This window comes from Bacteroides oleiciplenus YIT 12058 (genome assembly GCF_000315485.1).
GTDB classification, from domain to species: Bacteria; Bacteroidota; Bacteroidia; order Bacteroidales; family Bacteroidaceae; genus Bacteroides; species Bacteroides oleiciplenus.
The window spans coordinates 75,932-99,684 of the sequence record NZ_JH992945.1; the positions used below are offsets into that span (position 1 = coordinate 75,932).

Annotated in this window: 25 protein-coding genes and 2 pseudogenes; 17 read left to right on the forward strand and 10 right to left on the reverse strand. The window is 43.5% G+C overall.

Going from position 1 to position 23,753, the window contains the following annotated elements; translation table 11 throughout:
* Positions 1–98: 98 nt before the first annotated feature.
* The 3 genes from HMPREF9447_RS22810 to HMPREF9447_RS22820 are packed head-to-tail and all read right to left on the reverse strand — an operon-like array spanning position 99 to position 3,890.
* Positions 99–2,198, reverse strand: coding sequence for a type IA DNA topoisomerase (locus tag HMPREF9447_RS22810; RefSeq protein ID WP_009132146.1), 2,100 nt, complete (start codon positions 2,196–2,198; stop codon positions 99–101).
* A 15-nt stretch (positions 2,199–2,213) separates the two neighbouring features.
* Complete coding sequence (locus HMPREF9447_RS22815; protein ID WP_004319199.1) at positions 2,214–2,429, reverse strand: hypothetical protein; 216 nt, start codon at positions 2,427–2,429, stop codon at positions 2,214–2,216.
* A gap of 3 nt (positions 2,430–2,432) precedes the next feature.
* Entirely contained in the window at positions 2,433–3,890 is a 1,458-nt protein-coding gene (locus HMPREF9447_RS22820) for a DUF3945 domain-containing protein (protein WP_007558960.1), read from the reverse strand.
* 312 nt (positions 3,891–4,202) lie between these two features.
* Here HMPREF9447_RS22820 and HMPREF9447_RS22825 point away from each other — a divergent pair, with 312 nt between their 5' ends.
* The 17 genes from HMPREF9447_RS22825 (at position 4,203) to HMPREF9447_RS22905 (ending at position 15,652) form a co-directional block, all read left to right on the forward strand.
* On the forward strand, positions 4,203–5,321 hold the full coding sequence (locus HMPREF9447_RS22825; protein ID WP_009132147.1) for a tyrosine-type recombinase/integrase: 1,119 nt from the start codon (positions 4,203–4,205) through the stop codon (positions 5,319–5,321).
* 65 nt (positions 5,322–5,386) lie between these two features.
* On the forward strand, positions 5,387–5,674 hold the full coding sequence (locus HMPREF9447_RS22830) for a hypothetical protein (protein ID WP_004328533.1): 288 nt from the start codon (positions 5,387–5,389) through the stop codon (positions 5,672–5,674).
* Between the two features lie 109 nt (positions 5,675–5,783).
* On the forward strand, positions 5,784–6,659 hold the full coding sequence (locus tag HMPREF9447_RS22835) for a hypothetical protein (protein WP_009132148.1): 876 nt from the start codon (positions 5,784–5,786) through the stop codon (positions 6,657–6,659).
* A 73-nt stretch (positions 6,660–6,732) separates the two neighbouring features.
* The gene (locus tag HMPREF9447_RS22840; protein ID WP_009132149.1) at positions 6,733–7,356 is read left to right on the forward strand and encodes a hypothetical protein; all 624 of its coding nucleotides are present in this window, start codon (positions 6,733–6,735) and stop codon (positions 7,354–7,356) included.
* Between the two features lie 82 nt (positions 7,357–7,438).
* Positions 7,439–8,101, forward strand: a complete 663-nt coding sequence (locus HMPREF9447_RS22845; RefSeq protein WP_009132150.1) for a hypothetical protein — start codon at positions 7,439–7,441, stop codon at positions 8,099–8,101.
* Between the two features lie 67 nt (positions 8,102–8,168).
* The gene (locus tag HMPREF9447_RS22850) at positions 8,169–8,756 is read left to right on the forward strand and encodes a leucine-rich repeat domain-containing protein (protein ID WP_009132151.1); all 588 of its coding nucleotides are present in this window, start codon (positions 8,169–8,171) and stop codon (positions 8,754–8,756) included.
* 75 nt (positions 8,757–8,831) lie between these two features.
* Positions 8,832–9,236 carry an Imm10 family immunity protein gene (locus HMPREF9447_RS22855; RefSeq protein WP_005840574.1) on the forward strand — a complete coding sequence of 135 codons (405 nt, stop codon included), beginning with the start codon at positions 8,832–8,834 and terminating at the stop codon, positions 9,234–9,236.
* Positions 9,237–9,296: 60 nt separating this feature from the next.
* The gene (locus HMPREF9447_RS22860; protein WP_008620113.1) at positions 9,297–9,986 is read left to right on the forward strand and encodes a hypothetical protein; all 690 of its coding nucleotides are present in this window, start codon (positions 9,297–9,299) and stop codon (positions 9,984–9,986) included.
* A 90-nt stretch (positions 9,987–10,076) separates the two neighbouring features.
* Positions 10,077–10,490 carry an SMI1/KNR4 family protein gene (locus HMPREF9447_RS22865; RefSeq protein ID WP_005842523.1) on the forward strand — a complete coding sequence of 138 codons (414 nt, stop codon included), beginning with the start codon at positions 10,077–10,079 and terminating at the stop codon, positions 10,488–10,490.
* 72 nt (positions 10,491–10,562) lie between these two features.
* A complete protein-coding gene (locus HMPREF9447_RS22870) occupies positions 10,563–10,964 on the forward strand; it encodes an SMI1/KNR4 family protein (RefSeq protein WP_009132152.1) in 402 nt (133 codons plus the stop codon).
* Positions 10,965–11,039: 75 nt separating this feature from the next.
* Positions 11,040–12,035 carry an SMI1/KNR4 family protein gene (locus HMPREF9447_RS22875; protein WP_007558975.1) on the forward strand — a complete coding sequence of 332 codons (996 nt, stop codon included), beginning with the start codon at positions 11,040–11,042 and terminating at the stop codon, positions 12,033–12,035.
* A gap of 68 nt (positions 12,036–12,103) precedes the next feature.
* Positions 12,104–12,475, forward strand: coding sequence for a DUF2750 domain-containing protein (locus tag HMPREF9447_RS22880; protein WP_008627669.1), 372 nt, complete (start codon positions 12,104–12,106; stop codon positions 12,473–12,475).
* A 139-nt stretch (positions 12,476–12,614) separates the two neighbouring features.
* Positions 12,615–13,067 (forward strand): Imm9 family immunity protein, encoded by a 453-nt coding sequence (gene imm9, locus HMPREF9447_RS22885; RefSeq protein WP_009132154.1) that lies wholly within the window; start codon positions 12,615–12,617, stop codon positions 13,065–13,067.
* A gap of 100 nt (positions 13,068–13,167) precedes the next feature.
* Positions 13,168–13,560, forward strand: a complete 393-nt coding sequence (locus HMPREF9447_RS22890) for an Imm51 family immunity protein (RefSeq protein ID WP_008620118.1) — start codon at positions 13,168–13,170, stop codon at positions 13,558–13,560.
* Between the two features lie 98 nt (positions 13,561–13,658).
* Positions 13,659–14,027, forward strand: a complete 369-nt coding sequence (locus HMPREF9447_RS22895) for an Imm44 family immunity protein (protein ID WP_004295261.1) — start codon at positions 13,659–13,661, stop codon at positions 14,025–14,027.
* A 59-nt stretch (positions 14,028–14,086) separates the two neighbouring features.
* Positions 14,087–15,037: a hypothetical protein gene (locus tag HMPREF9447_RS22900; RefSeq protein ID WP_007662662.1), complete on the forward strand. Its 951-nt coding sequence runs from the start codon at positions 14,087–14,089 to the stop codon at positions 15,035–15,037.
* 24 nt (positions 15,038–15,061) lie between these two features.
* Positions 15,062–15,652: a DUF4948 family protein gene (locus HMPREF9447_RS22905; RefSeq protein WP_004295259.1), complete on the forward strand. Its 591-nt coding sequence runs from the start codon at positions 15,062–15,064 to the stop codon at positions 15,650–15,652.
* A gap of 28 nt (positions 15,653–15,680) precedes the next feature.
* On the opposite strand, the gene HMPREF9447_RS22910 is transcribed toward HMPREF9447_RS22905, so the two are convergent.
* The 7 genes and pseudogenes from HMPREF9447_RS22910 to HMPREF9447_RS22940 all read right to left on the reverse strand — a co-directional run.
* A complete protein-coding gene (locus tag HMPREF9447_RS22910) occupies positions 15,681–16,067 on the reverse strand; it encodes a hypothetical protein (RefSeq protein WP_007558994.1) in 387 nt (128 codons plus the stop codon).
* Positions 16,064–16,459 carry a hypothetical protein gene (locus HMPREF9447_RS22915; RefSeq protein ID WP_007558995.1) on the reverse strand — a complete coding sequence of 132 codons (396 nt, stop codon included), beginning with the start codon at positions 16,457–16,459 and terminating at the stop codon, positions 16,064–16,066. The genes HMPREF9447_RS22910 and HMPREF9447_RS22915 overlap by 4 nt, the downstream gene beginning before the upstream one ends.
* Positions 16,460–16,463: 4 nt before the next feature.
* Positions 16,464–16,745 carry an Imm17 family immunity protein gene (locus HMPREF9447_RS22920; protein ID WP_007558996.1) on the reverse strand — a complete coding sequence of 94 codons (282 nt, stop codon included), beginning with the start codon at positions 16,743–16,745 and terminating at the stop codon, positions 16,464–16,466.
* Between the two features lie 154 nt (positions 16,746–16,899).
* Positions 16,900–17,991: pseudogene (locus HMPREF9447_RS22925) on the reverse strand (TraM recognition domain-containing protein); the annotation flags it as partial.
* 121 nt (positions 17,992–18,112) lie between these two features.
* Positions 18,113–19,765 (reverse strand): group II intron reverse transcriptase/maturase, encoded by a 1,653-nt coding sequence (gene ltrA, locus HMPREF9447_RS22930; RefSeq protein ID WP_005647529.1) that lies wholly within the window; start codon positions 19,763–19,765, stop codon positions 18,113–18,115.
* A gap of 764 nt (positions 19,766–20,529) precedes the next feature.
* On the reverse strand, positions 20,530–22,182 hold the full coding sequence (gene ltrA / locus HMPREF9447_RS22935) for a group II intron reverse transcriptase/maturase (RefSeq protein ID WP_005647529.1): 1,653 nt from the start codon (positions 22,180–22,182) through the stop codon (positions 20,530–20,532).
* A 640-nt stretch (positions 22,183–22,822) separates the two neighbouring features.
* Positions 22,823–23,743 (reverse strand): annotated as a pseudogene (locus HMPREF9447_RS22940) (YWFCY domain-containing protein); the annotation flags it as partial.
* Between the last annotated feature and the right edge of the window lie 10 nt (positions 23,744–23,753).

Consider the following 23,753-nt stretch of genomic DNA (forward strand, 5'->3'; position numbering starts at 1 on the left):
GCCCCGGGTTCCCACCCGAAGCGCCGACCACTGAAAAAATCCTTATCAAACAAGCGTATCTCGTTATGACAGGTCTTTTCCAGTGGCAAAGGTAACGATTATTTCCGTTTGTTCCTCTTTCCCTGCCTGGGAGTATCGCGCGGTTCGAAAACGAACGAGGTCTTGAACTGGTCATCGAGCGTGAGGGCCGCGTCGAACGTTCCGCCGCCGTTTTTGACGAATCCCCGGATCGTGCCGGTTTTGCCTTTGGTCAGCAGTTCCGCGAGCTGCTTGTCGGTCAGCTCCTTGCGGCCCACGGTTCTCCATACGGTCAGGCCGCAATCGGGATTCTGACACTTGGCGAGTTTGGGATAGAACACCACGGGCCTGCCGCAACGCGGGCAGGCTGTGTCACTCTCCGCGCCGTCGATTCTTGCTTCCAGCAGTTCTTTGGCGATTTGCGAGGTGAAGACCTCGATACCGCGATGGAACGTCGGGGCGTCCATCTCCCCGGTGGCGATCTTCGAGAGGGCCAGTTCCCAGCCGCCCGTCATGGCGACATCGGCAATCTTCTTGTCCCTGACCACGGCATACACGGCCAGTCCCTTGTCCGTGGGTACAAGCGACTTTTTCTCTCGCCTGACATACTCGCGGGCAAAGAGCGTTTCGATGATGGCGGCACGGGTGGCGGGCGTGCCGATGCCGGCATCTTTCATCGCCTCGCGTTCGGCCTCGTCGGACAGTTCGCGTCCGGCGGTTTCCATCGCCGCCAGCAGGCTCGATTCCGTGTGAAGGGGGCGCGGCCGGGTCTGTTTCTGTTCCGTGCCGCATCCTTTGACGGGCAGCTCGTCGCCTTGCACGATGTCGGGAAGGAGGGTCATGTCCTCCTCTTTCTCTTCGACAGGTTCATTCAGGACGGCCCGCCAGCCCGTCTCGACCATGATACTGCCGCGGGCCGTGAAATCATGTCCCGCGCTTTGCAGGGTAAGGGAAGTGTTTTCTTTCACGCAGGCCCCGGAAAAGGTTTCGAGCATCCGCCCCGCGACCATCTCATAGACGATGCGGTGGTCGGCATCCAGTTCGGAGGGGAGGTTCTCGGTGGGAAGCAGCGCGTGGTGGTCGGCGATCTTTTCGTTGTCCACGCTTCGGCGGGAGAGAGATGCGGTATCCATCAGGCCCGCGTATTCCGCGAAACGGGGATAGCGTGTCATGTTCCCGATGAGTGCCGGAATCTCCTCGGCCACATCTTCCGATATATAGCGTGAGCCGGTACGGGGATAAGTGATGAACTTCTTCTCGTAAAGCGACTGGGCGATGTCGAGCGTTTTTTCTGCCGAAAAACCATACCGGCTGTTGGCCTCTTTCTGGAGTGTCGTCAGGTCGTACAAGAGAGGCGGCTGTTCCCTGGCCTCCTTGCGCTCCACGTTCACGATGCGTACCGTTCGGGCGCCGATAACCTCGGCGCGGGCTGCTTCCGCCTTCTCCCTGCCGTCGAATTTCTCCGTGGAGAGGACGGTGAACTCCGTGCCCTCCTTTGCCGTGGAGAGCTTCAGCCGGAAATAGGTGGCGGGCTTGAACGCCTTGTTCTCCAGGTAACGGGAGCAGATGATCGCCAGCGTGGGGGTCTGCACCCGTCCGAGTGACCAGACGCCCCGCCCGGCAGCCACGGCAAGCGCTTGCGAGGCGTTGATACCGACGATCCAGTCGGCTTCGCTGCGGGCTTTGGCCGAGAGGTAGAGGTTGTCGTATTCGTTGCCGGGGCGGAGGTGTTGTAACCCCTCGCGGATGGCCCGGTCGGTCAGGCTGCTGATCCATAACCGCACGAAAGGGGTGCGGCATTCCAGGTAAGAGTAGATGTAGCGGAAGATCAGCTCCCCTTCACGCCCCGCGTCGGTCGCGACGATGATGCGCTCGGCCATGCCGAACAATTCCCGGAGAATACCGAGCTGCTTCACGACACCCGGGTCGGCCTTATACTCTTTACCCTCCCGAACCTGCCGAGGCAGGAGGATGAACGATGATGGCAGGATAGGCAGGTTTTCCCGGCGGAAACCCGCGATGCCATACTGTTGGGGCATTGCCAACCCGACCAGGTGGCCGAAGGCCCAGGTTACGGCGTAGCCGTTTCCCTCGATAAAACCGTCTTTACGGTTCGTGGCTCCCACGATGGCGGCGATCTCACGCGCCACCGAGGGCTTTTCTGCGATAATTACTTGCATGATGATTCGGATTTTTCAGTGGTTGTTTTCTTGTAGTTCTTCTTCTTTCTCTTTTTCCGGACGGGCGATCAGCCGGCGGTCGTAATAGACATGGTTGCCGTTCCCGTCGTAATACTGCCGTCCGTCGTCCGCCTCCTCCGGGGGGCTGCGTTTACCCGGCCGGAGGTACAAGGCGGCCAGCGCCGCGATCAGGAGCGGCATGGCTCCGGCCTGCATGTAGAACCATTTCATACGTTATACCTTGACACCTTTGGAGTTGCTCTTTTTGCTGCTGCGGTAATTTTTCTTCTGCGTCGGGGTGGCTTCCTGCTGTCCCTGCTTGAGCGGCTCTTTCACACCTTTGACCGCTTCGACGGTCTTGCCCTCGGAATTGACGGCGACCTGGGTACGGCTTTCAACGGCGGGTTTGACCTCCGCTCCCTGCCGTTTCGCACGGTCGGGATTCCAGCGGAAGAAGTCCATCTTGTTACGCTCGAAGTTGGGCTTGACCCAGGCGTTGAACGGCTCACCCTGCCCGTCCTTGACCATGCCCTTGATGTAGAAAGCCTTGACATCCGCCCGCTTGGAGGGATCATTCACCGCTTCCGTCCACTGGTCATAAGCCTCTTTGGGCACGGAGGCTTTGAGGATTGTCCGGTGAATCGTGAGCGTGGGCTGTCGTTCGGAGGCCGTAGTTTCCTGCCGTCCGTTTTTCTCGGCGGCCTTCTGGCGGTAAATCTCCTTGTTCTCCTGGGCGTAGCGGTTGCGATCCAAACCGTCGTAGGTAAAGGAATAGTTACGTTCGGCCGCGTCGATTTGGATATAGGCATCCCGCTTATAACCCGCGCGGGTGGTATATCCTTCGAGCAACACCTTGCCGCCGCCGTAGAAATCCATCTGCTTGCCTTCCGAGAGGTCGGCCTCCTTGATGCGGGCACGTTTTTCGAGTAGCGAAACGGGCATGGGTTCCAGCGTGTTCGTCCATTTGTCTATCGACACGTAGCAGGGCGTGAGCTTGCCCGGCTCCAGCTCCAGGTCGATCACTTTCCCGGCGTGGCGGGTGTTCATCAGGTTCGTTTTCGCCTCCTCGTCGAGCAGCACCCCGTGGAAGGGGGCGTCGAGGTCGGGCCGTTCCTGCCAGTAATGCGGCACGACGCGCAGCGAGCCGTCCGCCTGCTCTTCGAGCGACACGCGCCCTTTGGTGGAAACACGCATCCCGTTCTCCAGTTCGGGGTTCATCTCCACCAGCCCGTTGGATTTATGTCCGTAAGACATGGCTTTCAGGTGCGGCTCGATGTCCTCCATGCGGATACCTTTCTTCTCCATATCCGCCAGGTCTATCTTCGTGACGTCCAGCGGCTCGAACTGCCGCTGCTCCTGCGTCTGAAGCCGTTCGGAGGGGTCGATACGGTAATTTTCCAGAATCTCCGGGTCGAAGTCGATGCGGATAAGTTTGTTCAGGGCATTCTCCGTCATGACGAAGATACCCGTGTGGACGGGGTTCTGGGCCTGTTCCATGAACTTTTTGAAGAAGGCTTCGAGGGCTGAATCCTGCGTGTTCACGTTCAGCAGGCTCGCCACGTTCTGATCCGTGGGGTCGGCGGTCTGGATATTGCCGTCCCGATCCACGCCGGTAACGGCTTGCAGTCGTCCGTCGTCGGCATTCTGAACGAGCATGACTTGTTTAGCGTCGTTCTTTACGTTTTCGTCCATAATTACGAGTGTTTTTAGTTAGCACCAATAGCGATGCGGGAACGAAAGTAAGGGGAACCGGCTGAACGTAAAAGAGTTGGAAAGGCTATGGAAGCATCGGGCACAGAAGTGGCCGCTTGTGGCGCAGGGCAGAGGAAATCGGAGAAACGGAGTGCCGGGAAGGACGGATTTGGCAGAGGGTATTTTCGTGGCTCCTCACCTTATTGTCAGGTAGTCGGGATCTATTGTTAAATGTCAATAAAGCGCATGGATAACCCGTGTTTTTTTATAAATTTGCGAAAACGGGTTTCAATATCCGACAAAACGTGAGGCATGGAAATATATACCCCAAAAACCAAGATCAAACTTTCTCCGGTGATAAGAAACGGGAGAGAATTTGTCGAAGTGACTTTCGGTAATGACAATGACATCCGCTTGTCGCTGTCGAAGGAAGAAAACGTACTGCTTGTCGGCGGCAGGGCTTATCTGCCGGCAGAAGATTTCGTGCTTGCCGAGTTCTTCGACCGCTATGTGAAAATGGCGTTTATAGACTATTCTGCCATCAAGGAAACCGCCCCCCGTAAAGAGGAAGACAAACGGCCGCCACTGCCGGAAGGCTATCTGGAAAAACTTCAGCAAGTGCGTTACAGTGACCATACCGTAAGGGTATATACCTCCTATTTCCGCGATTTCCAACAGCATTTCGAGGGGCGTAAGATTGAAACGGTTACCCCCGGCGAGATAAACGACTACCTGCTGTATCTCATCCACGAGAAAAACATATCCTCCTGCCAGCAAAACCAGCGTATCAACGCCATCAAGTTCTATTACGAGAAAGTTCTCGGTCAGGAACGGCGGTGTTACAAGGTGAACCGTGCCAAACGGGAGAAGACGCTGCCCGACGTGTTGAGCAAGGAGGAAATAAAGAAGATACTCGACGCGATGGTGACAGACCTGCGCTTCTTCTGCATGTTCTCCATACTCTATTCCGCAGGATTGCGCATCAGCGAACTGCTGGAACTGAAACCCGGCGACATCAACGAATCCCGCTCCCTGATACGGGTGCGGCAGGGTAAAGGAAAAAAAGACCGCTACACCCTGCTATCAAAACCGTTGATGAAAAAGCTGACGGAATATAACAGACTATACAAACCGAAAGTGTGGCTTTTTGAACACAGACCGGGCGAACCTTTCACCGAGAGTATCGTGTCGAAACGGCTGAAGGCAGCGGCCCGGGAAGCAGGAATCACGAAACGGATTTATCCGCACCTGCTGCGCCATTCGTTCGCCACCCACTTGCTGGAGCAAGGAACCGACATCAAGATTGTGAAAGAGCTTATGGGACATAACAACATCAAGACAACGGAAAGGTATGTCCACATAGCCGACACTTTCAAAAGCAATATCAAAAGCCCGTTGGACGATCTGTTGATGGAGGAAGACGAGGTCTGATACTTAAAGAAAATAACAGCCAAATCGGCTGATAGTATAACGTTACCAATAAACAAATAATTGAAATGTTAGATTTTAGCAATACAATGAATAATCATCACTTCGCTTTGAATGATGTTGAATTGAGAATATTACAACCTGTCTTTTTGGAGTTTCATGCAAAGACAGGATTGAGTATTGATGAATATGGAGATACAAGATTGATACCTCAAAATCTTGAATTACTTATTAATTTGGCGAATGATTATATAAAGACGTTAGATAAACAATCAATGAAAATTGTAATAGAGTTTATTAAGAATTTGCGTCCTATGATAATAGATAAAAACACAATTTGGGTAAGTGGAGATTGAAATATTGGTAACAAGAGAATGAACTGCCTTAACGGTCAGTTATTCACAAACCATTATCGACCATAAAAAAAGATTAATACTAACTGATAAATAATTAAACAACTGAAAGATGATGGATTTAAGAAATATCATATTGGAGAAGAAAGACCAATTGCCAAAACAAATCGGGAAGTTGGTTAATCGGCTGTATAACAAAATTGAATTTGAAAGTTATTTTCCTGACAATAAGAATGTAATAAAACTTAAAGAGTTCTCAACAGTAGAAATAAATAATTTTCTATTAGAATGTTTGGCGGAGTATGATAAAACAGAAAGACTATTTTGTGAACATCATGATATTGTTGGCTTACGAGGTGTATGGGCGGTTTTAGCCTTCTCCAAAGAAGAGAATGTCTTAAAGTATTTCGACGAACTTATAGACAAATATATTCACGGTAAACCGTTTTACTTACATTTTTTATTTGCATTATTTGGCTATTCGGAAATTCAGCACCCTTTATTCGATAAGATACGAAAGTATTATGATGAAATTTCCGATGATTTACCTGCATATATATTATTGAAAAACCTCAACATAGTACCTTCAGATAAATATAATTGGTGTGTATCTCTTATGATTACAACAGATGGAGAATGGCTCACTCCCATCCAACTTACCGATGAAGAAAAAGAGCAAAGATTTTCATTTGAAATGCGGCTGAATAACCCGCGAACAATGGGAGATACTTACGAAATAATAATCGAAAATGAACTATCCTCTCGAAAAAAACAAATTATTTTTTCAGATAGTAGTATTCGGGCAATTAGTGTTGATAAGACAGTATTTAGCACTCCTAATATATTAAATCTTAATAATTTTGTTTGTGAGGTAGAGAATTATTTTGGTATTCAATTTAATTTTGAAAAAATAGCCTACGTATCAGTAAGCAAAGGCATAAACAAAAAACAGATTGAAAAGTGGGTGAAGAATAAATTTATGATATAATATGGTCGATAACAAGTAGCTTAGCCTCCCTTAAAAAGGTCGGTTAGCCACCAGACATTATTCGCAAAAACAAATGGAAGAAAAAAACTATATATCAAACTTTGATTGCTCGCTTTGGCAAATTGATGATTGGGGACTATATACAGCCAAATCTCCTATCTATATCAATTCTTTGGGCAGCGATTTTAATGTGTGGTTTGATGTGGACGGCGAGAGTTTTCCTACCGACAAACAGCTTGTTGCATGGGCGGGATTTTGCAATATTAATTCAAATGAAATAAAAGAAATGATGATTGACGGTCTTACAAAGTTAGTAGATAAAATGGATGTCTTGCCAAATGATGTAGAGCCGGAATTTGGTCCGATATATAGACCTATGGCGATTTCGAGAAATGCCAAACGCTCTATTGAAGCTGTAAGACATAGTAGAAAGACATTAGGTAAAGTGGCAAAATCCACCTTAAAATGCAATTCGGTTGTTGTACCGTTACAAGATAAAGCTCCAGTTAGATTTATTGTAATGAACTTTGAAATTGGTCGTCGCCCTTATGAAATGGAAGCTGTTTTTTGTAATGAAAAGATGCTTATGGTCGGTGAAAACTCTGGCATTTGGACTCGCCTTGAATGGATAAATGAGTTTAATGTTCCAATGTTTAATATTGGAACGGCATTACATCCATATTGGCGACCCGAATAATATGCGAATAACATGCACCTGTTCCGCCTAACGGCGGCAAGCTGCAAACCATTATGCGCTTAGAAACTAATACAATATGAGCATGAAATATTATCCAAAAGGATGGCATACTTACAAGTTCTTGGTTACACCGCAAGAATTGAAAGACATTTTGCGAGGATTTCACATTGTGATATACAACCGTAGAGTACCTGCGGATTATATAGAAAGTAACTTTGCAAATTTTGTAAGGGATTACGAATCTTTTTACCGTTTACTAACGTCCGGTGAAAAAATCGAGCATATTGTAATCGACAATTTGCTCACGGGCTTTTCAAACAATCTAAGTAAGTGTGCGTATAAAGTCCCCTTTCAAGATTCAAATGATGGATTATGGTATAAAACAGAGGATTTCATAGAGCCTTGCGTCGGGTTCAATCTATTTGCCTTCTATCTTGATGAAGAACATAAGTTACAAACCAAATTCAGTTACATAAATTTTCCAGAGAATATAATGGGGGTTCAATTAGAGTACCCTAAGAAAATATATTCAATAGAGGAAAATAGAGAAATACTATGTAACGAATTGGAAAATTATAATGACGTGTACCAAGTGGTAGTAGAAAGGATAAAGCAATTATGTAGAAATCTGACGATTACAATAGGTGAAAATGTGCATAGAACTAAGGTGAAAATAAGTCCTACCGCACTAAAAGATATTGAAGGAAGTCATTTTATAAAAGTAAATAATTGTATTATTAAATAAAGCGCATAACAAGCGGATTAATCTCCCTAACAGTCGATTATCCGCCGAACATTATCGTCAAAAGAATATGGAGAAAGGCATTAGAAAAATTGAGCAGAATGGTGTTCACGTTGCATATCTTACTTGTCCTCAAATCAAATTGAATAAGTATAAAGATGCAACTATGTTATCGTTGTGGCATATCAAAGGCGACTCAATGGATTTTATTTTGGATATGCCCGAATTGCAAGATATTAGGATGTATGCGTGTAAATTCAATGACTATACAGCATTAAGCAAATTGACACATCTAAGGAAATTATGTATTAATGGTATTGCCACAAAGGAAGAGCAAACTTTTGATTATATAGCCAATCTTTCTTCTTTAGAAGAACTAATCATTGGTTACATACAACCGTTTATCAAATTCCCCAATTTATCGAACTTACATAGTTTATATAAATTATTTATTTTTGAATGTAAAAATTTAGTTGATATAAAAAGCATAGCCAATATTCCCAATTTGCGTGTATTTGATTGGTGTTGTTCTCAATTAAAGCCTACTGAATTGGAATTTGTAATGCAAAAAGACAGTATTCAAAAAGTTGCTGCTCAATTTGGAGGAAAGAGGTTAAATGAAGAATTTAAATCATTATTAATGAAGTACAATTTATGACGATAACAAGCGGATGAATCTCCCTAACGGTCGATTATCTGCCGGACATTAGCAACTAATTAAGCCAAATGAAATATGGAAATAAATTTTATAGCAAATGAAATAGTATATGAAGTGACAGAATACAACTCATATTTAGTTGGTTTTGCTGATGATAAGAATGAACCCAAAGAATATGTAATTGTCGAAAGAGCATTAGAATTTGATGAACAGGATATTAAATTAGGTATGGACTCATATTATTTTGAGTATTCAGACCAATCTAATTCTGGATATGGATTATGCGACAAAGTCATTTTACGTCAAAATGAGATTGTCTTTTCGGCAAAACATAAATGTATGGATGATATTACTTCAATAACTGTGTCATATAATGAAAATATAATTGAAGATGTAAATGAGTATAGAAAAATGCTTTCAAATATCTTTGGAGATATTTTGATTATTGAACAAGTTGCTAACAAACAGATGAAACCTTAAGGTAAAGTGGTTTATCTGCCAAACATTATCTGCCCAATAATATGAACTAAAAAAAGTGATATGGAAACTAAAGCGGAAGTCCTAAAATACATGTTTACAAGAATACAAGAGATGCTTCCTGTAAATGTGGTCAAAGCAAAAAAGAATAAAGACTACTTTACTTACATAGTGGAAAACGATTGTAGTATTGAGTTTTACTTTCAAACAACCCAAGGTGGATATGCCGGTAAAAACACTTTTTGTATGGGTGTATCAGCTAAAATAAAGAATCCATATTTATGTAGTCTTGTATTAGAACCATTAAATAAAAAAGACGCTGGTGGTAACATCATAGTTTGCTTTGATAATAATATTGATTGGTTTAAGCAGCATCTAATGGATATGGATTATTTTTTCGGGAATAAGAGTGACAAGACTCCTAACGTTGAGAGATTCTTAAACGATTTGAAAAAGGATTTTTTTCCGTATATCATACCTTTTGTCAAACAATATACAAAAATTATAGATTTTTACTCAAATTCGGGTCATATTCAACATATATATGCAGATAAACAGTTTAGCTTAGGAGTAATCTGTTCTCTCTTGTGCAACCATGAAGAGTTCATTGAAGAAACTTTGGTTCCATTAGCCAAAGCAAGTGAAGGAGGTTGGATATTTAGAGAATTTTTTAAGTGCACAAACTACGTTACCGATATAGTTGAGCCGATTAAGAAATATGTCGCAGAGAATAATATCCATTTTGAACAATGAGAAGAATAGAATGGGCAGATAAAAGCGGATTAATTGCTCTCGAAATGGTCGGTTATCCACCAAACATTATCCGTCAAAATAAAAAATAAAATGGAACTTGAATTTAACAATAAATCAGAATCAATTACAGCTAAGGATATAGCTGATGTTGAGCGGAAAAACAAATTTATTTTCCCGCAGGAAATCAAATCGTTCCTTCTTGCCAATAACGGAGGTCAACCAAATAAAACGATATACACTCAAAATAGTCAGGATTATGTGGTGGATTTCTTTCTGCCCATAAAGTCCACAGAATTTGAAGACTTGACGTATTCGGCGACAATAACTGATTTGAGTGATATAATCCCGAATACTGTAATACCATTTGCTATAGATCCATTCGGCAATTATTTCGTTTTTGACAAAGCTGAAGGTAAAATCTATTTCTTGGAAATGGAAGAAGTAGCTCTTTCCTTATTGGCGAGTGATTTTGAATCGTTTATTTCATCATTAAAAAAGGAATGAGACGGATAACAAGCGGATCAATCTCATTTAATGATGATTATCCACCAGACATTAGTGTCATATAAAATTGTAATGAAACAGATAATAGAAAAAATCAATAAAAGTTGGTACTCCAATCCTCCATGTGATCAACAAATAATGTTGAGTGTGGGAAAGTTGTTTCCATTACCCGATGATTATAAGGAATTTATGTTATGGAGTAATGGTGGAGAAGGTAATATTGGTAGTCAATATTTATCATTATGGAAGATTGAAGATTTGATGCAACTGAACAAAGAATACCAAATACAAAAGTATTTGTCGGAAAAATCTTTGGTTATTGGCACTGATGGAGGCGATAATTGTATCGGTTTTTATTTTGGAGAACCTACTTTTATTTTTTTACAACCATTAGGAGATTTAGACTTATCTGAGAATAGATTTTTATCCCAATCATTTACAGATATGTTCATTAATTGGTTGAGAATAAGATAATAAATGACACTAACAAGCGGCTCAACCTCCCCAAAAGGTCGGTTAGCCACCAAACATTATCTGCCCATAAAAAGAATGAATATGAAAATAGAATTAGAAAATTGCCAAAAAAGTCTTACTCTCAAAGATTTTGAAGAAATAGAGAGTAAATTGGGTTATGCCTTGCCGGAAAGACTGAAAGAGTTCTATTTACAATATAATGGAGGTTCTACGAAACAGACCGCAAGCATAAATAAATATCAAGAGGTGGAAATTGAAGATTTCTTCCCATTCAAATATAACAAGGATTTTAAGAATGACCCCAGATATACGGCAGAAGGCGAAACATTAGAGTTAAGAAAAGCTGGAGCTATATCTGATAGCATTCTTATTTTTGCTATGGAATCTACCGATGAAGGTCGGATTACCATAGACTTGGTTAATGGAAAGATCTATCTTTACCCTATTGTGGGGATGCAAGATGTAATCTTCAATTTTGGAGAGCCACGACTTGTTGCAAATTCAATAGATGATTTCTTTGACAATCTCGTTGTTTTGGACGGGCACAAAGCAATTCCAGCAATAGAAGAAATCGAAGAGGGACAAACGGAGACAGCAGGTGTAATGCCTGAACTTTCGGACTGTTCGGCTTCGCTAACAAAAGAAGATATAAAGAATTTTGAGGTTGAGTTGAATGTAAAGATTCCGGCAGGCATGAAGAACTTTTACCTCAAGTTCAACGGTGGTATGCCATCACCATATTGTTATCAACCGCAGGACGAGGATTTGGATCGGGTGGAGATAAATGCGTTCTTTCCGATAAAGGAACGCACCAATGCTTTTGAAACAATTGAAGTCATAGCCAAAGATATATGGAGTAGGAATTTAATGCCATGCAATCTGTTGCCTTTTGCTATGGATTCGGGTGGAAACTATTATGCGTTGAACTTGAAGAATAAAAAGATTTACTATTACTTGACTGACGAGTGGGACGAAAACGCTTCAAGAGAATACAACTTTGAAACAAATACTCGTTACATCGCCCAGTCATTCAATTACTTTATAAATCATTTTATCGAAGAAGAGGAATAAAGCGGGCAGATAACAAGCGGATCAATCTCCTTTAATGATGATTATCCACCGAACATTATGGTAGAAAAATGAACAATAGCAGGATTAAAAATATAGTAAATCTTTCAGCAGCAGAAAGATATGGCTACTTTATTCGTAAAGTTTCAGACTTTGAAGAAGTTTGGGGGTTAAAGGATAAAGAAGGTTGGGCTTTAATGGGAAATAATGAGCAAGTTTTATTTCCTGTATGGAGCGAAAAGGAATTTGCAGAATTGTGTAAATGGGATAACTATCAACCCAATTCTATTCCTCTTGATGACTTCATTGAGAAGTTATTACCGAAGTTAGAAAAAGACAATGTGATGTTGGCTGTATTCCCATTGTCAAAGGGGAAAGGTATAATTCGTACTGTTCAAGAGATAATTGCTGACATAGAGCGAGAGTGTGAACAATATGAATAAACTACCATAACAAGCGGATAAATCTCCCTTGAAAGGTTGATTATCCACCAAACATTATCAACAGTGCAAATAGTGAAATATGAAATTTAAAATAAAGGTTAGATCGGGACTTTATTGTCAGAATCAATATCAAAAACATATGAATTTTGATTATTCAAGTGGTTATCCAGAAATGAGTTGCTTTGATGATAATGCCATTGAAACTTATTTTCAAGATTTGACAGGACAAATTAAAGTGGATGATTCAATAACTAATTGGACTTTATCTATTGAAATTTCTCTTGGCGGAGCAATTGGAGAAAAGGAAATTTGTATTGGAAAACGAGGTATCACTTATTTGAAAGATAAGGAAAAGATCATAGGCATTAATATATCTTTACCAATAAAAGACGAAATAAGTTGGGGTATTGATAAAAAACACCGTTTCAATGAATATGCTAAAAGAAAATCAGACAAGGGTGTAACAATAATCCCCGTTGATTATGCTCAATTTAAAGATATGACAGATTATGTGGAAAGTAGTATTAAGCTATCCTTAAAACAAGTTTTCACTGACGGGATTACTTTGAAAGGGCATACAATAAAGTTATAATCATTATAGAATTTAGTTGATAACAATCAGCAAACATCCGAAAATCGGTTAGCCGCCAAACATTATCCGCAATAGTAAAACAATTAAAAATTAAAAGATTATGGCAACAACAGAAGAAAGAGACATCTTTAATAATGAGTATGTTCAAATTTACACAAATGGTTCTGGTAACATTGTTCTGCTCTTCCAAAATGAGGTTGAAAAAACATTGGCAATAGGAGAGCAAATGAATGAGATAAACGAAGAGGCGTACATGAATGGTTACAACTGGGATGCCTTCTTCAACTACTATCTGGAAGAAAATGCACCAGACATTTTGGAAAGTATGGAAAGCGACCCTGAAGCTGGTTCTTACGCAGCTTATTTTGAGGACACCGCAGAAAACGAGCAAAAAGCAAAACGCTTTGCCGACATTATCATCTCTTTAATAGAAAACGAAGAAGAAATATATAAAATTCTTCGAGAGAAAGGAGATGAAATCGAATGGGATTAACCATTTGTATAAATAGAAATAATTATGCGGATAACACGCAGATAAGCAACCGTAACAGGTTGCTATCTGCATCCCATTACTAACGATAACAAATTTGTATGAAAGTTTTTATTGGAGGTGAATTGGAACATAGTATTTCTGATAAGTTTCGTAAAGCAAGAAACTCTGTAATAGAATATATGGATTGTCTATGTGATATTTCATATATTAATGAACTAAGTTTCTATGTATTCTGCTTAAAAGGATTTACTACAAATCCATTAAGTCGATATTCGAAAAAACGTAATCGGATAGAATTGGAAATTCTACTCCCATTTGATAAATTTGAAACAGCAAATGATTCTCAATGTGTTGAGATATTGAAACAAAGTATTCTTGATGCTATTGAGAACTATAAAAATAAAAACATTCCACAACAATATATTGATGTAATTGTAGAAAAAATGAAAGCATCAATTAATGAATGAATTCGTTAGTAACAAACAGCACTACTGCTTAAAGCGGAACGCTATTGAACATTACAGCTATGGATATAACGAATAGAATTATTGTCGCCTTACTGGAACGAATGAAAAGTAGAAACAAGAACTTTTCATTATCAAGACCTAAGTTTCATCGGTTGTTTCAAATAAATCCCGATGGCTACTTATGGTATGGCGAGAAACTGGAGCGGCATTTACTTAACAAATATGGAGAATCGGCTGATACATTGAAATATCTTGATATATATTATTTCATTTCCAATATTGTGCGGTTGTATTACATGCCTAAAAATTCAAATTCGGAGGAAAACGAGTTTGGAAAGCTATACGCTTATGGCTCCATAATAGGGTTACACCGTTGTCATATTCCAGATAAGCGAATATATCTGAACCGATTGTTAAATACTTTACTGTTCTGTTGTCCGACTTCTGAAGAATATATCCGTAGATTCCGCTGGCAAAAAAACGGTATATATTACAAATCGCAGGATGTGGAAGTTCTTATTGCCGATACATTTACAGAAATACGGGAATCGGACAAACAATCAGAATCCATTGAAATAGTTGAGTCAATAGTCAATGAGACATACCGTTATCTGGTAGGCTCAAATACGGGGCTTCCATTTGTCCGTTCGGAAACTTTATTGCACTACAACCTGAACCCATCTGATTATATGTGGCTATATCAGCACGATAAGGAATTGTTTTATACTTGTCTTGATGCAGCAGCATTACAGTCGGAGATTTTCAGTTACAAGTCATTTGTGTACAATTTCAACCTGTATATTCTAAAAGACGCAAATATATTGGATGAATTGTCCAGATATTCCAAATGTTATGAAGCCGTTTTAGAACTGCTTTTCAAATCCGATTCAATTATGCAGAACTCTGTTATTCGGCAAATCAAATTATGTAGAAATGAAGATACCATTAAACAGAATAACAGATTGGATGCTATTAACAAATGGCTCAACTCCCTAAACAAGATTGGTTAGCCACAGAACATTAAACATTAGAAAATGAGAACACCAGTCATAATCCTGTTATTTGTAATCCTGCTTGCCGTAAGCTGCGGAGAGCCTCCCATGCCGCCGTCGGACGAGGAAATGATACGCCATTTCACCACGCATGAGGTGGCGTTCCGTAAGGTGTACGAAATCATGGCAGAGAGTTCAGAAGGTAGTTTTCACTACCCGCCGCTTTCTCCGGAAGAGGTTATTATACTTGATTCAATGGAGCAAAGCGATACATCCCATGAAACGAATGATGAACAAGACATCCCGGTATATGGACTGTTGAAGCCGGAGCGAATCCTACTCGACTCCCTGTTATCAGAGATTGGATGCGGTTTTATCCTTGTTGATCGCAGGGAATGGGGAACGGCAGATTCGGTATATGTGAGCCTCGTTATGCCGTACTACTCCCACGGCATCGTGGATGCCGGAACGTCCAAGAGTTTCGTTTACGATCCCGGATTGAGAAGCCGTCGGAATATCCGTATCACCGAACATGGCGACCTGAACGAGATCTACCGCAGGACGTACAACGACACCACGCTGTACAAGCCCATCAAGGGAAACTGGTACATCGAGTTAGACCATTCGATATAACGGCCCGGAGTTCGTATCAAAGTATGTATCACTTTTTGTCAAGAAGATACATCATAAAGCAGATAATGGCTATCGCAAGGAAAAATAACAGAACCGCAAGGAGTTCGTTAAACCTGCACTTGGCATAGTGAGACATCACTGCTTTGCCTCGCCATTTGTAAATCCTGCTGACGAGCGACATAACGGCAAATGTGACAATGCTAAAAACGACACATGGCAACAATGCCGACACACCTGGAAAAAGCCGGATAGTAACAGTCATCATAGGGAATATCAAAAGAGCGAAGATATAAATCGAGAGCATCATTTCGCCATCGACCCTGCCTGTTCGTCTTGCCTGCTTCCATTTCTCCCCCATCCACCAAAGGTAGTCCCAGAGATAAAAGCGCCGTTTATGTTCCTGTGGTTTCATCATGGCTTATGTATAAATCCGAGGTGGAACATCAGCGCTACATTTGCCACGATCAGGGCGATAGCGATAAGAACTATTTTGGCGAGCTTCCTGCCGGGATGTTTCATCTTCCCGTAATGTTCACGGAGCGCTTCACGCCGTCCGGCTGTATAGCGTAGCTTGCAGAATAAATCGGGAAGAAAGCATAGAGGAATCACTATGGCCAAACCAATCATCCAGCCGAAAAGGCGCAATATCGGTGGAAACCCAAGCGGTATGAGTAGGACGAAGAGCCAGCACCAAAACAGTAGCATACGTCCGTTGAGATTGGTACGCTCCCTTTCGTGCCATATCTCGGCTACATACCACATATAGTCGATGAAGCAGATCCGGTATTTGCGATTGTCCTTTTCCATACCGTTATCTCCATACAAAGAAATCGACCAATATAAGTATAATCAGAACGCTGACCAACACAATCTGAACCCTGCGGCGTGTTTCAGGCTTGCAATCGTCAAATAACCACAGTTTGCTGTTAAACTGCCAATGACATGCCCATTTCCAACGGAACAGCAACCCTGCAAGCCATAGGGCAAGCAACCCGACACCAAACAGCAACCCGTATTTCGGGTGAGCCTGCAACCACTCGAAAAACGCTTCCGCCTTGCTGTTCATTGCTTCGTATATATCGGTAACTGTCATACTTATAATTAAAAGGATTCCGAACACAAAAATAATGTTTTCCGTTCACATAATCACTACTTTATGCTCCAAAACACCGGCTGTGCGGTTATAAAATCAGGAAACAGCCCCCGTTAAGGTCACGGAGGTTGTTTGCGGGGGTGTTTGTGTTCATTTAGTTCTGTTCCGGCAGGAGCTTGCAAAGCACCGGGTCGTTCTTGATACGTTCCAGTTCCTCGGCGACGATGCGGCCGGCCTCTGCCTTGATACGTTCGTAGTTTTCCTGCACGACCTGTTTCATGTGATCCGTCCCGTTCTCGTCCGTGAAGTCGGTAATTTGTGGTATCTTCTTGTACCGGGCCGTTTCCGCTTTCACTTTTTCGTTGTCCACGACAATCTCGCAGTGGAAAATCTTCTGCTCGATACGTTCGTCGAAATTGTCCGCCACGGCCCCGACGAACATTCCCTGCGTGAGCGTCGAGATCTTCGAGGCCGGGATCAGGCTGTCCAGCTGCGTGGATATGGATGTCGATTTGTCGCTGCGGCTCAACGTCATGCTCTGCCGCTTCTGCAATACCTTACCGAACCGTTCCGAGAGTGTCTTGGCCGTTTCACCTACGACCTGCCCGGAGAAGATGTTGCCCACCGTGTTCATCACGACGGCGGCCTCCTTGTCCCCGTAGTCCCTCTTCAACTGTGAAAAATCCTGGAAGCACAGCAGCACGGCGACCTTGTTGCTTCTGGCCGTGGCGATCAGGTTGTCGAGTCCCTTGAAGTAGATTGTCGGCAACTCGTCGATGATGATGCCCGATTTGAGCTGGCCTTTCTTATTTATGAGCTTGACAATCCGGGAATTATACAATCCCAAAGCCGCTCCGTAAATGTTTTGCCTGTCGGGATTGTTCCCCACGCAGAGTATCTTGGGATCGTCCGGGTTATTGATGTCGAGCGTGAAATCGTCGCCCGACATGACCCAATATAGCTGGGGCGAAATCATGCGGGAAAGCGGAATTTTGGCCGATGCTATCTGGCCCTGGAGCTGGTCTTGAGCGCCTCCGAGCCAGGCATCCATAAAGGGGCTGAGGTAGTTTTCGAGTTCCGGGTAGGATGTCAGAATCGGGAAAATATCCTCGTACCGCTTGTTCAGGAACTCGATGGCGTGCGGGAAGGTACAATACCGCCCGTTGTCGTAGATGCGCAGGAACCAGATCACGGCCGCAAAAAGGATAATGGGGCTTTCCACAAAAAAATCGCCCTGTTTCTGCACATCGGGTAAGTCAAGGGCATTACTGCCCCCTTCTCCCCTAAGAACCGTACGTGAGAGTTTCCCCTCATACGGCTCAAGCAACTCAATATTTCTATTTGTTGTTAGAAATCGGCTCATACTTTCAACAGTTTCGTTTATTTCGCTTGTAGCAGTTGTTATGGACAAGTTGCCGTACAATTGAACCACCAACAGATATTTCATTGACGTTCCATGCTTTTGTACAATCTATCTCCTTGCCGCATAACGGACAAGTCCGCTTCTGCTTGTTCCATAAATATAAGAGTGACTTACGTCCTTTGAGAGATTCCAGCATTTGTTGCTCCTTTCGCTGAAAGAAATAATCATCATATTCCGGGTCGAAAGGGTTTGCCTCCCCCTTGACTTGCTTGTACGGAGTATAATGTATATCCGACAACCTTTTAAGGGTCAGGTAGTTCACTTTCTTGCTTTTTGTTTCATATTTCCATGCAAACGTCCATTTACGCCCCCGAATTTCATGCCAATACTTATCTGCAACCCAAGACTTGCGTTTCTTTGGGTGGCGACGTAAAGCCCATTTCTTTGTGAGGTTGTAAATGTGATTGTCGCAACCGTGAAAAGCATTGGTTGATGCACCATATCGGTAATAGTTTCCCCAACCTGTTATCACAGGATTGAGCATTCGTATCAGCGATTCCTGCTTACACATTTTATGTCCTTTAACGATGTCACTGATTTTTGCCCTAAAGCGTTTCTGTGCATCTTTGGACGGAGATGTGTACAGCCTTTTGCCGAACTTCCTTACATTGAAACCTAAGAAATCAAATCCATCGTATATGTTCGTAATGGTAGTTTTCTCTTCGGATAAGGTAAGACCCCTTTCTTTGAGAAATTCTATCACCATTGGTTTGACCTCGTTTTCCAATAATTCCTTATCTCGACCTGTGATTATAAAGTCGTCCGCATACCTGATAAGATTCACTTTGTAGTGGAATGTCTTATAGTTGATGAAACGTCTTTTGAATCTTTCAGCCAAGAGTGGTTGAAGTCCGTCAAGTGCCATATTTGCAAGTGTCGGTGATATGATACCTCCTTGTGGTGTACCCTCTTCTGTCGGGAACAGTTTACCATTGAATACAGCTCCACATTTCAGCCATTTTCTGAGTATTGTTTTATCCATAGGGATATTTTCAATAAGCCAGCCGTGACTGATGTGGTCGAAGCAACCCTTAATATCTCCCTCCAAAATCCATTCGGGGGAATGCTGGCGATTTAGAACCGTATCAATCTGACGAATTGCGTCCATTGTCCTGCGCTTCTTTCGGAAGCCGTAAGAAAAACGGTCGCCTGTCGTTTCGGCTATCGGTTCCAATGCCATGAGATATAATGCTTGCATCGCCCTGTCTTTCATGGTCGGTATTCCCAACGGTCGGAGTTTACCGTTCTTTTTCTTGATGTGAACCCTACGGAGCGGCTGTGGATGGTAGCCACGACGTCTAAGTTCACCGATTGCTTTGTACTTGCGCTTGGGAGAGTCCCAAAGCTGTTTATCTACTCCAGACGTATTCTTCCCTTTGTTGGAAGTAACCCTCTTTACTGCCAATGCCTTGGCGTAAAAAGAGTGGGTAAGCATCCACTGCAAGGTTTTCACCTTGTTATGTCTGCCTTCTTTCTGAGCCTTTACAATACGCGCTTGTAGCTTTCGGACATAGGTTTCACACTTAGACCAGTTCATACCGTCCCAAGTCAGATTCCTGCTGTCAGCAGGCGCACACGATGTTTTAATCTCGTTCATTTGCTTTCCTCCTTTTGAAAGTTCTAAAAGTTATCTTGTAAAGAGTTACCATATACGGAAGTCTGCCCACTTTCGTGTCGGATGATGTTACCCTCATTAACTCGTGATGTTGGTTCAATCCGTATCCTCCCCATTACAGGGCGGCATTCGCTTTCTCCGTTATCTCATACCTGCACCCCATTCGGCTTGCCTTGCGGTTCGCTTACTCGCATTATTACGAGAGAGATACAGGCTTGCCCTGTTCCACGCAATTGACAAACGGATAGTTTAGGTTCTGCCAAGTCCGCCGGCAGTGCTATGTCCGTGTAACCCCAACATGGGCGAGGGTTATCCGACTGCTTACCTTTTGGTGAGAGCTAAAGTATCTTGCGCTCCTTCAAACCTTACGACGGCTAAAGTCAGTTCACATTACGTTAACCATGCTATCCAGCCTCGCCACTCGACGGTATGATACTAACCGCCCTTGACGTTCCCTCACGGTTCAGTCTTGTCCTTTCGGAAAGTGTACTTTGTCCTATAAGCTTAGCACAACCCATCACTGGAGATGCACCTTATAGTAGGCTACCGCTGACGGAACAGCGGGTTAAATCTTGCAATATACATTGCTGTTTAACAATCAATTACGTGACTTTTCAGGTCACACATCGGGTAAGTCAAGGGCATTACTGCCCCCTTCTCCCCTAAGAACCGTACGTGAGAGTTTCCCCTCATACGGCTCAAGCAACTCAATATTTCTATTTGTTGTTAGAAATCGGCTCATACTTTCAACAGTTTCGTTTATTTCGCTTGTAGCAGTTGTTATGGACAAGTTGCCGTACAATTGAACCACCAACAGATATTTCATTGACGTTCCATGCTTTTGTACAATCTATCTCCTTGCCGCATAACGGACAAGTCCGCTTCTGCTTGTTCCATAAATATAAGAGTGACTTACGTCCTTTGAGAGATTCCAGCATTTGTTGCTCCTTTCGCTGAAAGAAATAATCATCATATTCCGGGTCGAAAGGGTTTGCCTCCCCCTTGACTTGCTTGTACGGAGTATAATGTATATCCGACAACCTTTTAAGGGTCAGGTAGTTCACTTTCTTGCTTTTTGTTTCATATTTCCATGCAAACGTCCATTTACGCCCCCGAATTTCATGCCAATACTTATCTGCAACCCAAGACTTGCGTTTCTTTGGGTGGCGACGTAAAGCCCATTTCTTTGTGAGGTTGTAAATGTGATTGTCGCAACCGTGAAAAGCATTGGTTGATGCACCATATCGGTAATAGTTTCCCCAACCTGTTATCACAGGATTGAGCATTCGTATCAGCGATTCCTGCTTACACATTTTATGTCCTTTAACGATGTCACTGATTTTTGCCCTAAAGCGTTTCTGTGCATCTTTGGACGGAGATGTGTACAGCCTTTTGCCGAACTTCCTTACATTGAAACCTAAGAAATCAAATCCATCGTATATGTTCGTAATGGTAGTTTTCTCTTCGGATAAGGTAAGACCCCTTTCTTTGAGAAATTCTATCACCATTGGTTTGACCTCGTTTTCCAATAATTCCTTATCTCGACCTGTGATTATAAAGTCGTCCGCATACCTGATAAGATTCACTTTGTAGTGGAATGTCTTATAGTTGATGAAACGTCTTTTGAATCTTTCAGCCAAGAGTGGTTGAAGTCCGTCAAGTGCCATATTTGCAAGTGTCGGTGATATGATACCTCCTTGTGGTGTACCCTCTTCTGTCGGGAACAGTTTACCATTGAATACAGCTCCACATTTCAGCCATTTTCTGAGTATTGTTTTATCCATAGGGATATTTTCAATAAGCCAGCCGTGACTGATGTGGTCGAAGCAACCCTTAATATCTCCCTCCAAAATCCATTCGGGGGAATGCTGGCGATTTAGAACCGTATCAATCTGACGAATTGCGTCCATTGTCCTGCGCTTCTTTCGGAAGCCGTAAGAAAAACGGTCGCCTGTCGTTTCGGCTATCGGTTCCAATGCCATGAGATATAATGCTTGCATCGCCCTGTCTTTCATGGTCGGTATTCCCAACGGTCGGAGTTTACCGTTCTTTTTCTTGATGTGAACCCTACGGAGCGGCTGTGGATGGTAGCCACGACGTCTAAGTTCACCGATTGCTTTGTACTTGCGCTTGGGAGAGTCCCAAAGCTGTTTATCTACTCCAGACGTATTCTTCCCTTTGTTGGAAGTAACCCTCTTTACTGCCAATGCCTTGGCGTAAAAAGAGTGGGTAAGCATCCACTGCAAGGTTTTCACCTTGTTATGTCTGCCTTCTTTCTGAGCCTTTACAATACGCGCTTGTAGCTTTCGGACATAGGTTTCACACTTAGACCAGTTCATACCGTCCCAAGTCAGATTCCTGCTGTCAGCAGGCGCACACGATGTTTTAATCTCGTTCATTTGCTTTCCTCCTTTTGAAAGTTCTAAAAGTTATCTTGTAAAGAGTTACCATATACGGAAGTCTGCCCACTTTCGTGTCGGATGATGTTACCCTCATTAACTCGTGATGTTGGTTCAATCCGTATCCTCCCCATTACAGGGCGGCATTCGCTTTCTCCGTTATCTCATACCTGCACCCCATTCGGCTTGCCTTGCGGTTCGCTTACTCGCATTATTACGAGAGAGATACAGGCTTGCCCTGTTCCACGCAATTGACAAACGGATAGTTTAGGTTCTGCCAAGTCCGCCGGCAGTGCTATGTCCGTGTAACCCCAACATGGGCGAGGGTTATCCGACTGCTTACCTTTTGGTGAGAGCTAAAGTATCTTGCGCTCCTTCAAACCTTACGACGGCTAAAGTCAGTTCACATTACGTTAACCATGCTATCCAGCCTCGCCACTCGACGGTATGATACTAACCGCCCTTGACGTTCCCTCACGGTTCAGTCTTGTCCTTTCGGAAAGTGTACTTTGTCCTATAAGCTTAGCACAACCCATCACTGGAGATGCACCTTATAGTAGGCTACCGCTGACGGAACAGCGGGTTAAATCTTGCAATATACATTGCTGTTTAACAATCAATTACGTGACTTTTCAGGTCACACCCAGCTTCGGTTCAGGTTGAGCATGATGGTATAGGCGCTCTCGTAGGCGTCCGAAATATCGGTCATGAAGTCCGGGTGAATGGGGTTACAGCGGTGCGAGCGGCGCGGGTCGTCGAAATTTATGACGTAGAAAGTCGGGATTTTCTTGTAACCTTTCTGGTGATTCAGCAGGTGGTTGTAAGCGATTTCCGAAAGATCGGGAAACTTGTAGTCATAGATGTATTGGGTATAGCCCTTTTCGATTTGCTGTTTAATAAACTGGTTTACAACACAATAACTCTTTCCGCTGCCCGGGCTTCCCATGCAGATGCAAGCCCTTTGCGGGTTTACGACATTGGCGAACCCGTTGTTCCACTGTTTGTTATAGTAAAATTTCGTCGGCAGATTTATGGAGTACTCGTTCTCGATCAGGCGTGTTTCCTGCTGGAATGATTCGTTCTCGTTGTTGAAAGGGTCATCCATGAGATTGTTCTTCAGCAGGCGGGACATCCACACGCCGCCCATCAAGAGGTAGATATACCCGGCCGATAGGGTCAGTATGTAGAAAGCCGCGTTCGCCATCGCCGTCAGCGGCAAGTCCAGCAGCCACCAGTTGAAGAAGAACAGCACGCCTCCCGTGGCCAGCGATGCCGTGATTTTCCGCCAGGTAATTTTCTCCTCTTTTACTCCTTTTGTCCCGAGGCATGAAAGGGCGAGGAACACGACGGCGAAAAGTTTCGTCCATAGTATATTCCGGAACAGCCCCGCGGTGCGGTCGAAGTTCAGCAGAATCCTATCGACCACGCCGATATTGATTCCCCATTCCCGTATCTGCCCGTAACAGAACCAGTAGATGTTGATAACCACGAACAAGATACTCAATGCCCGCATGAAATCCATTGTTTTTGCAAGACCCCGAAGGTCGTCTTCCTGTTGCATAACCGTAAAA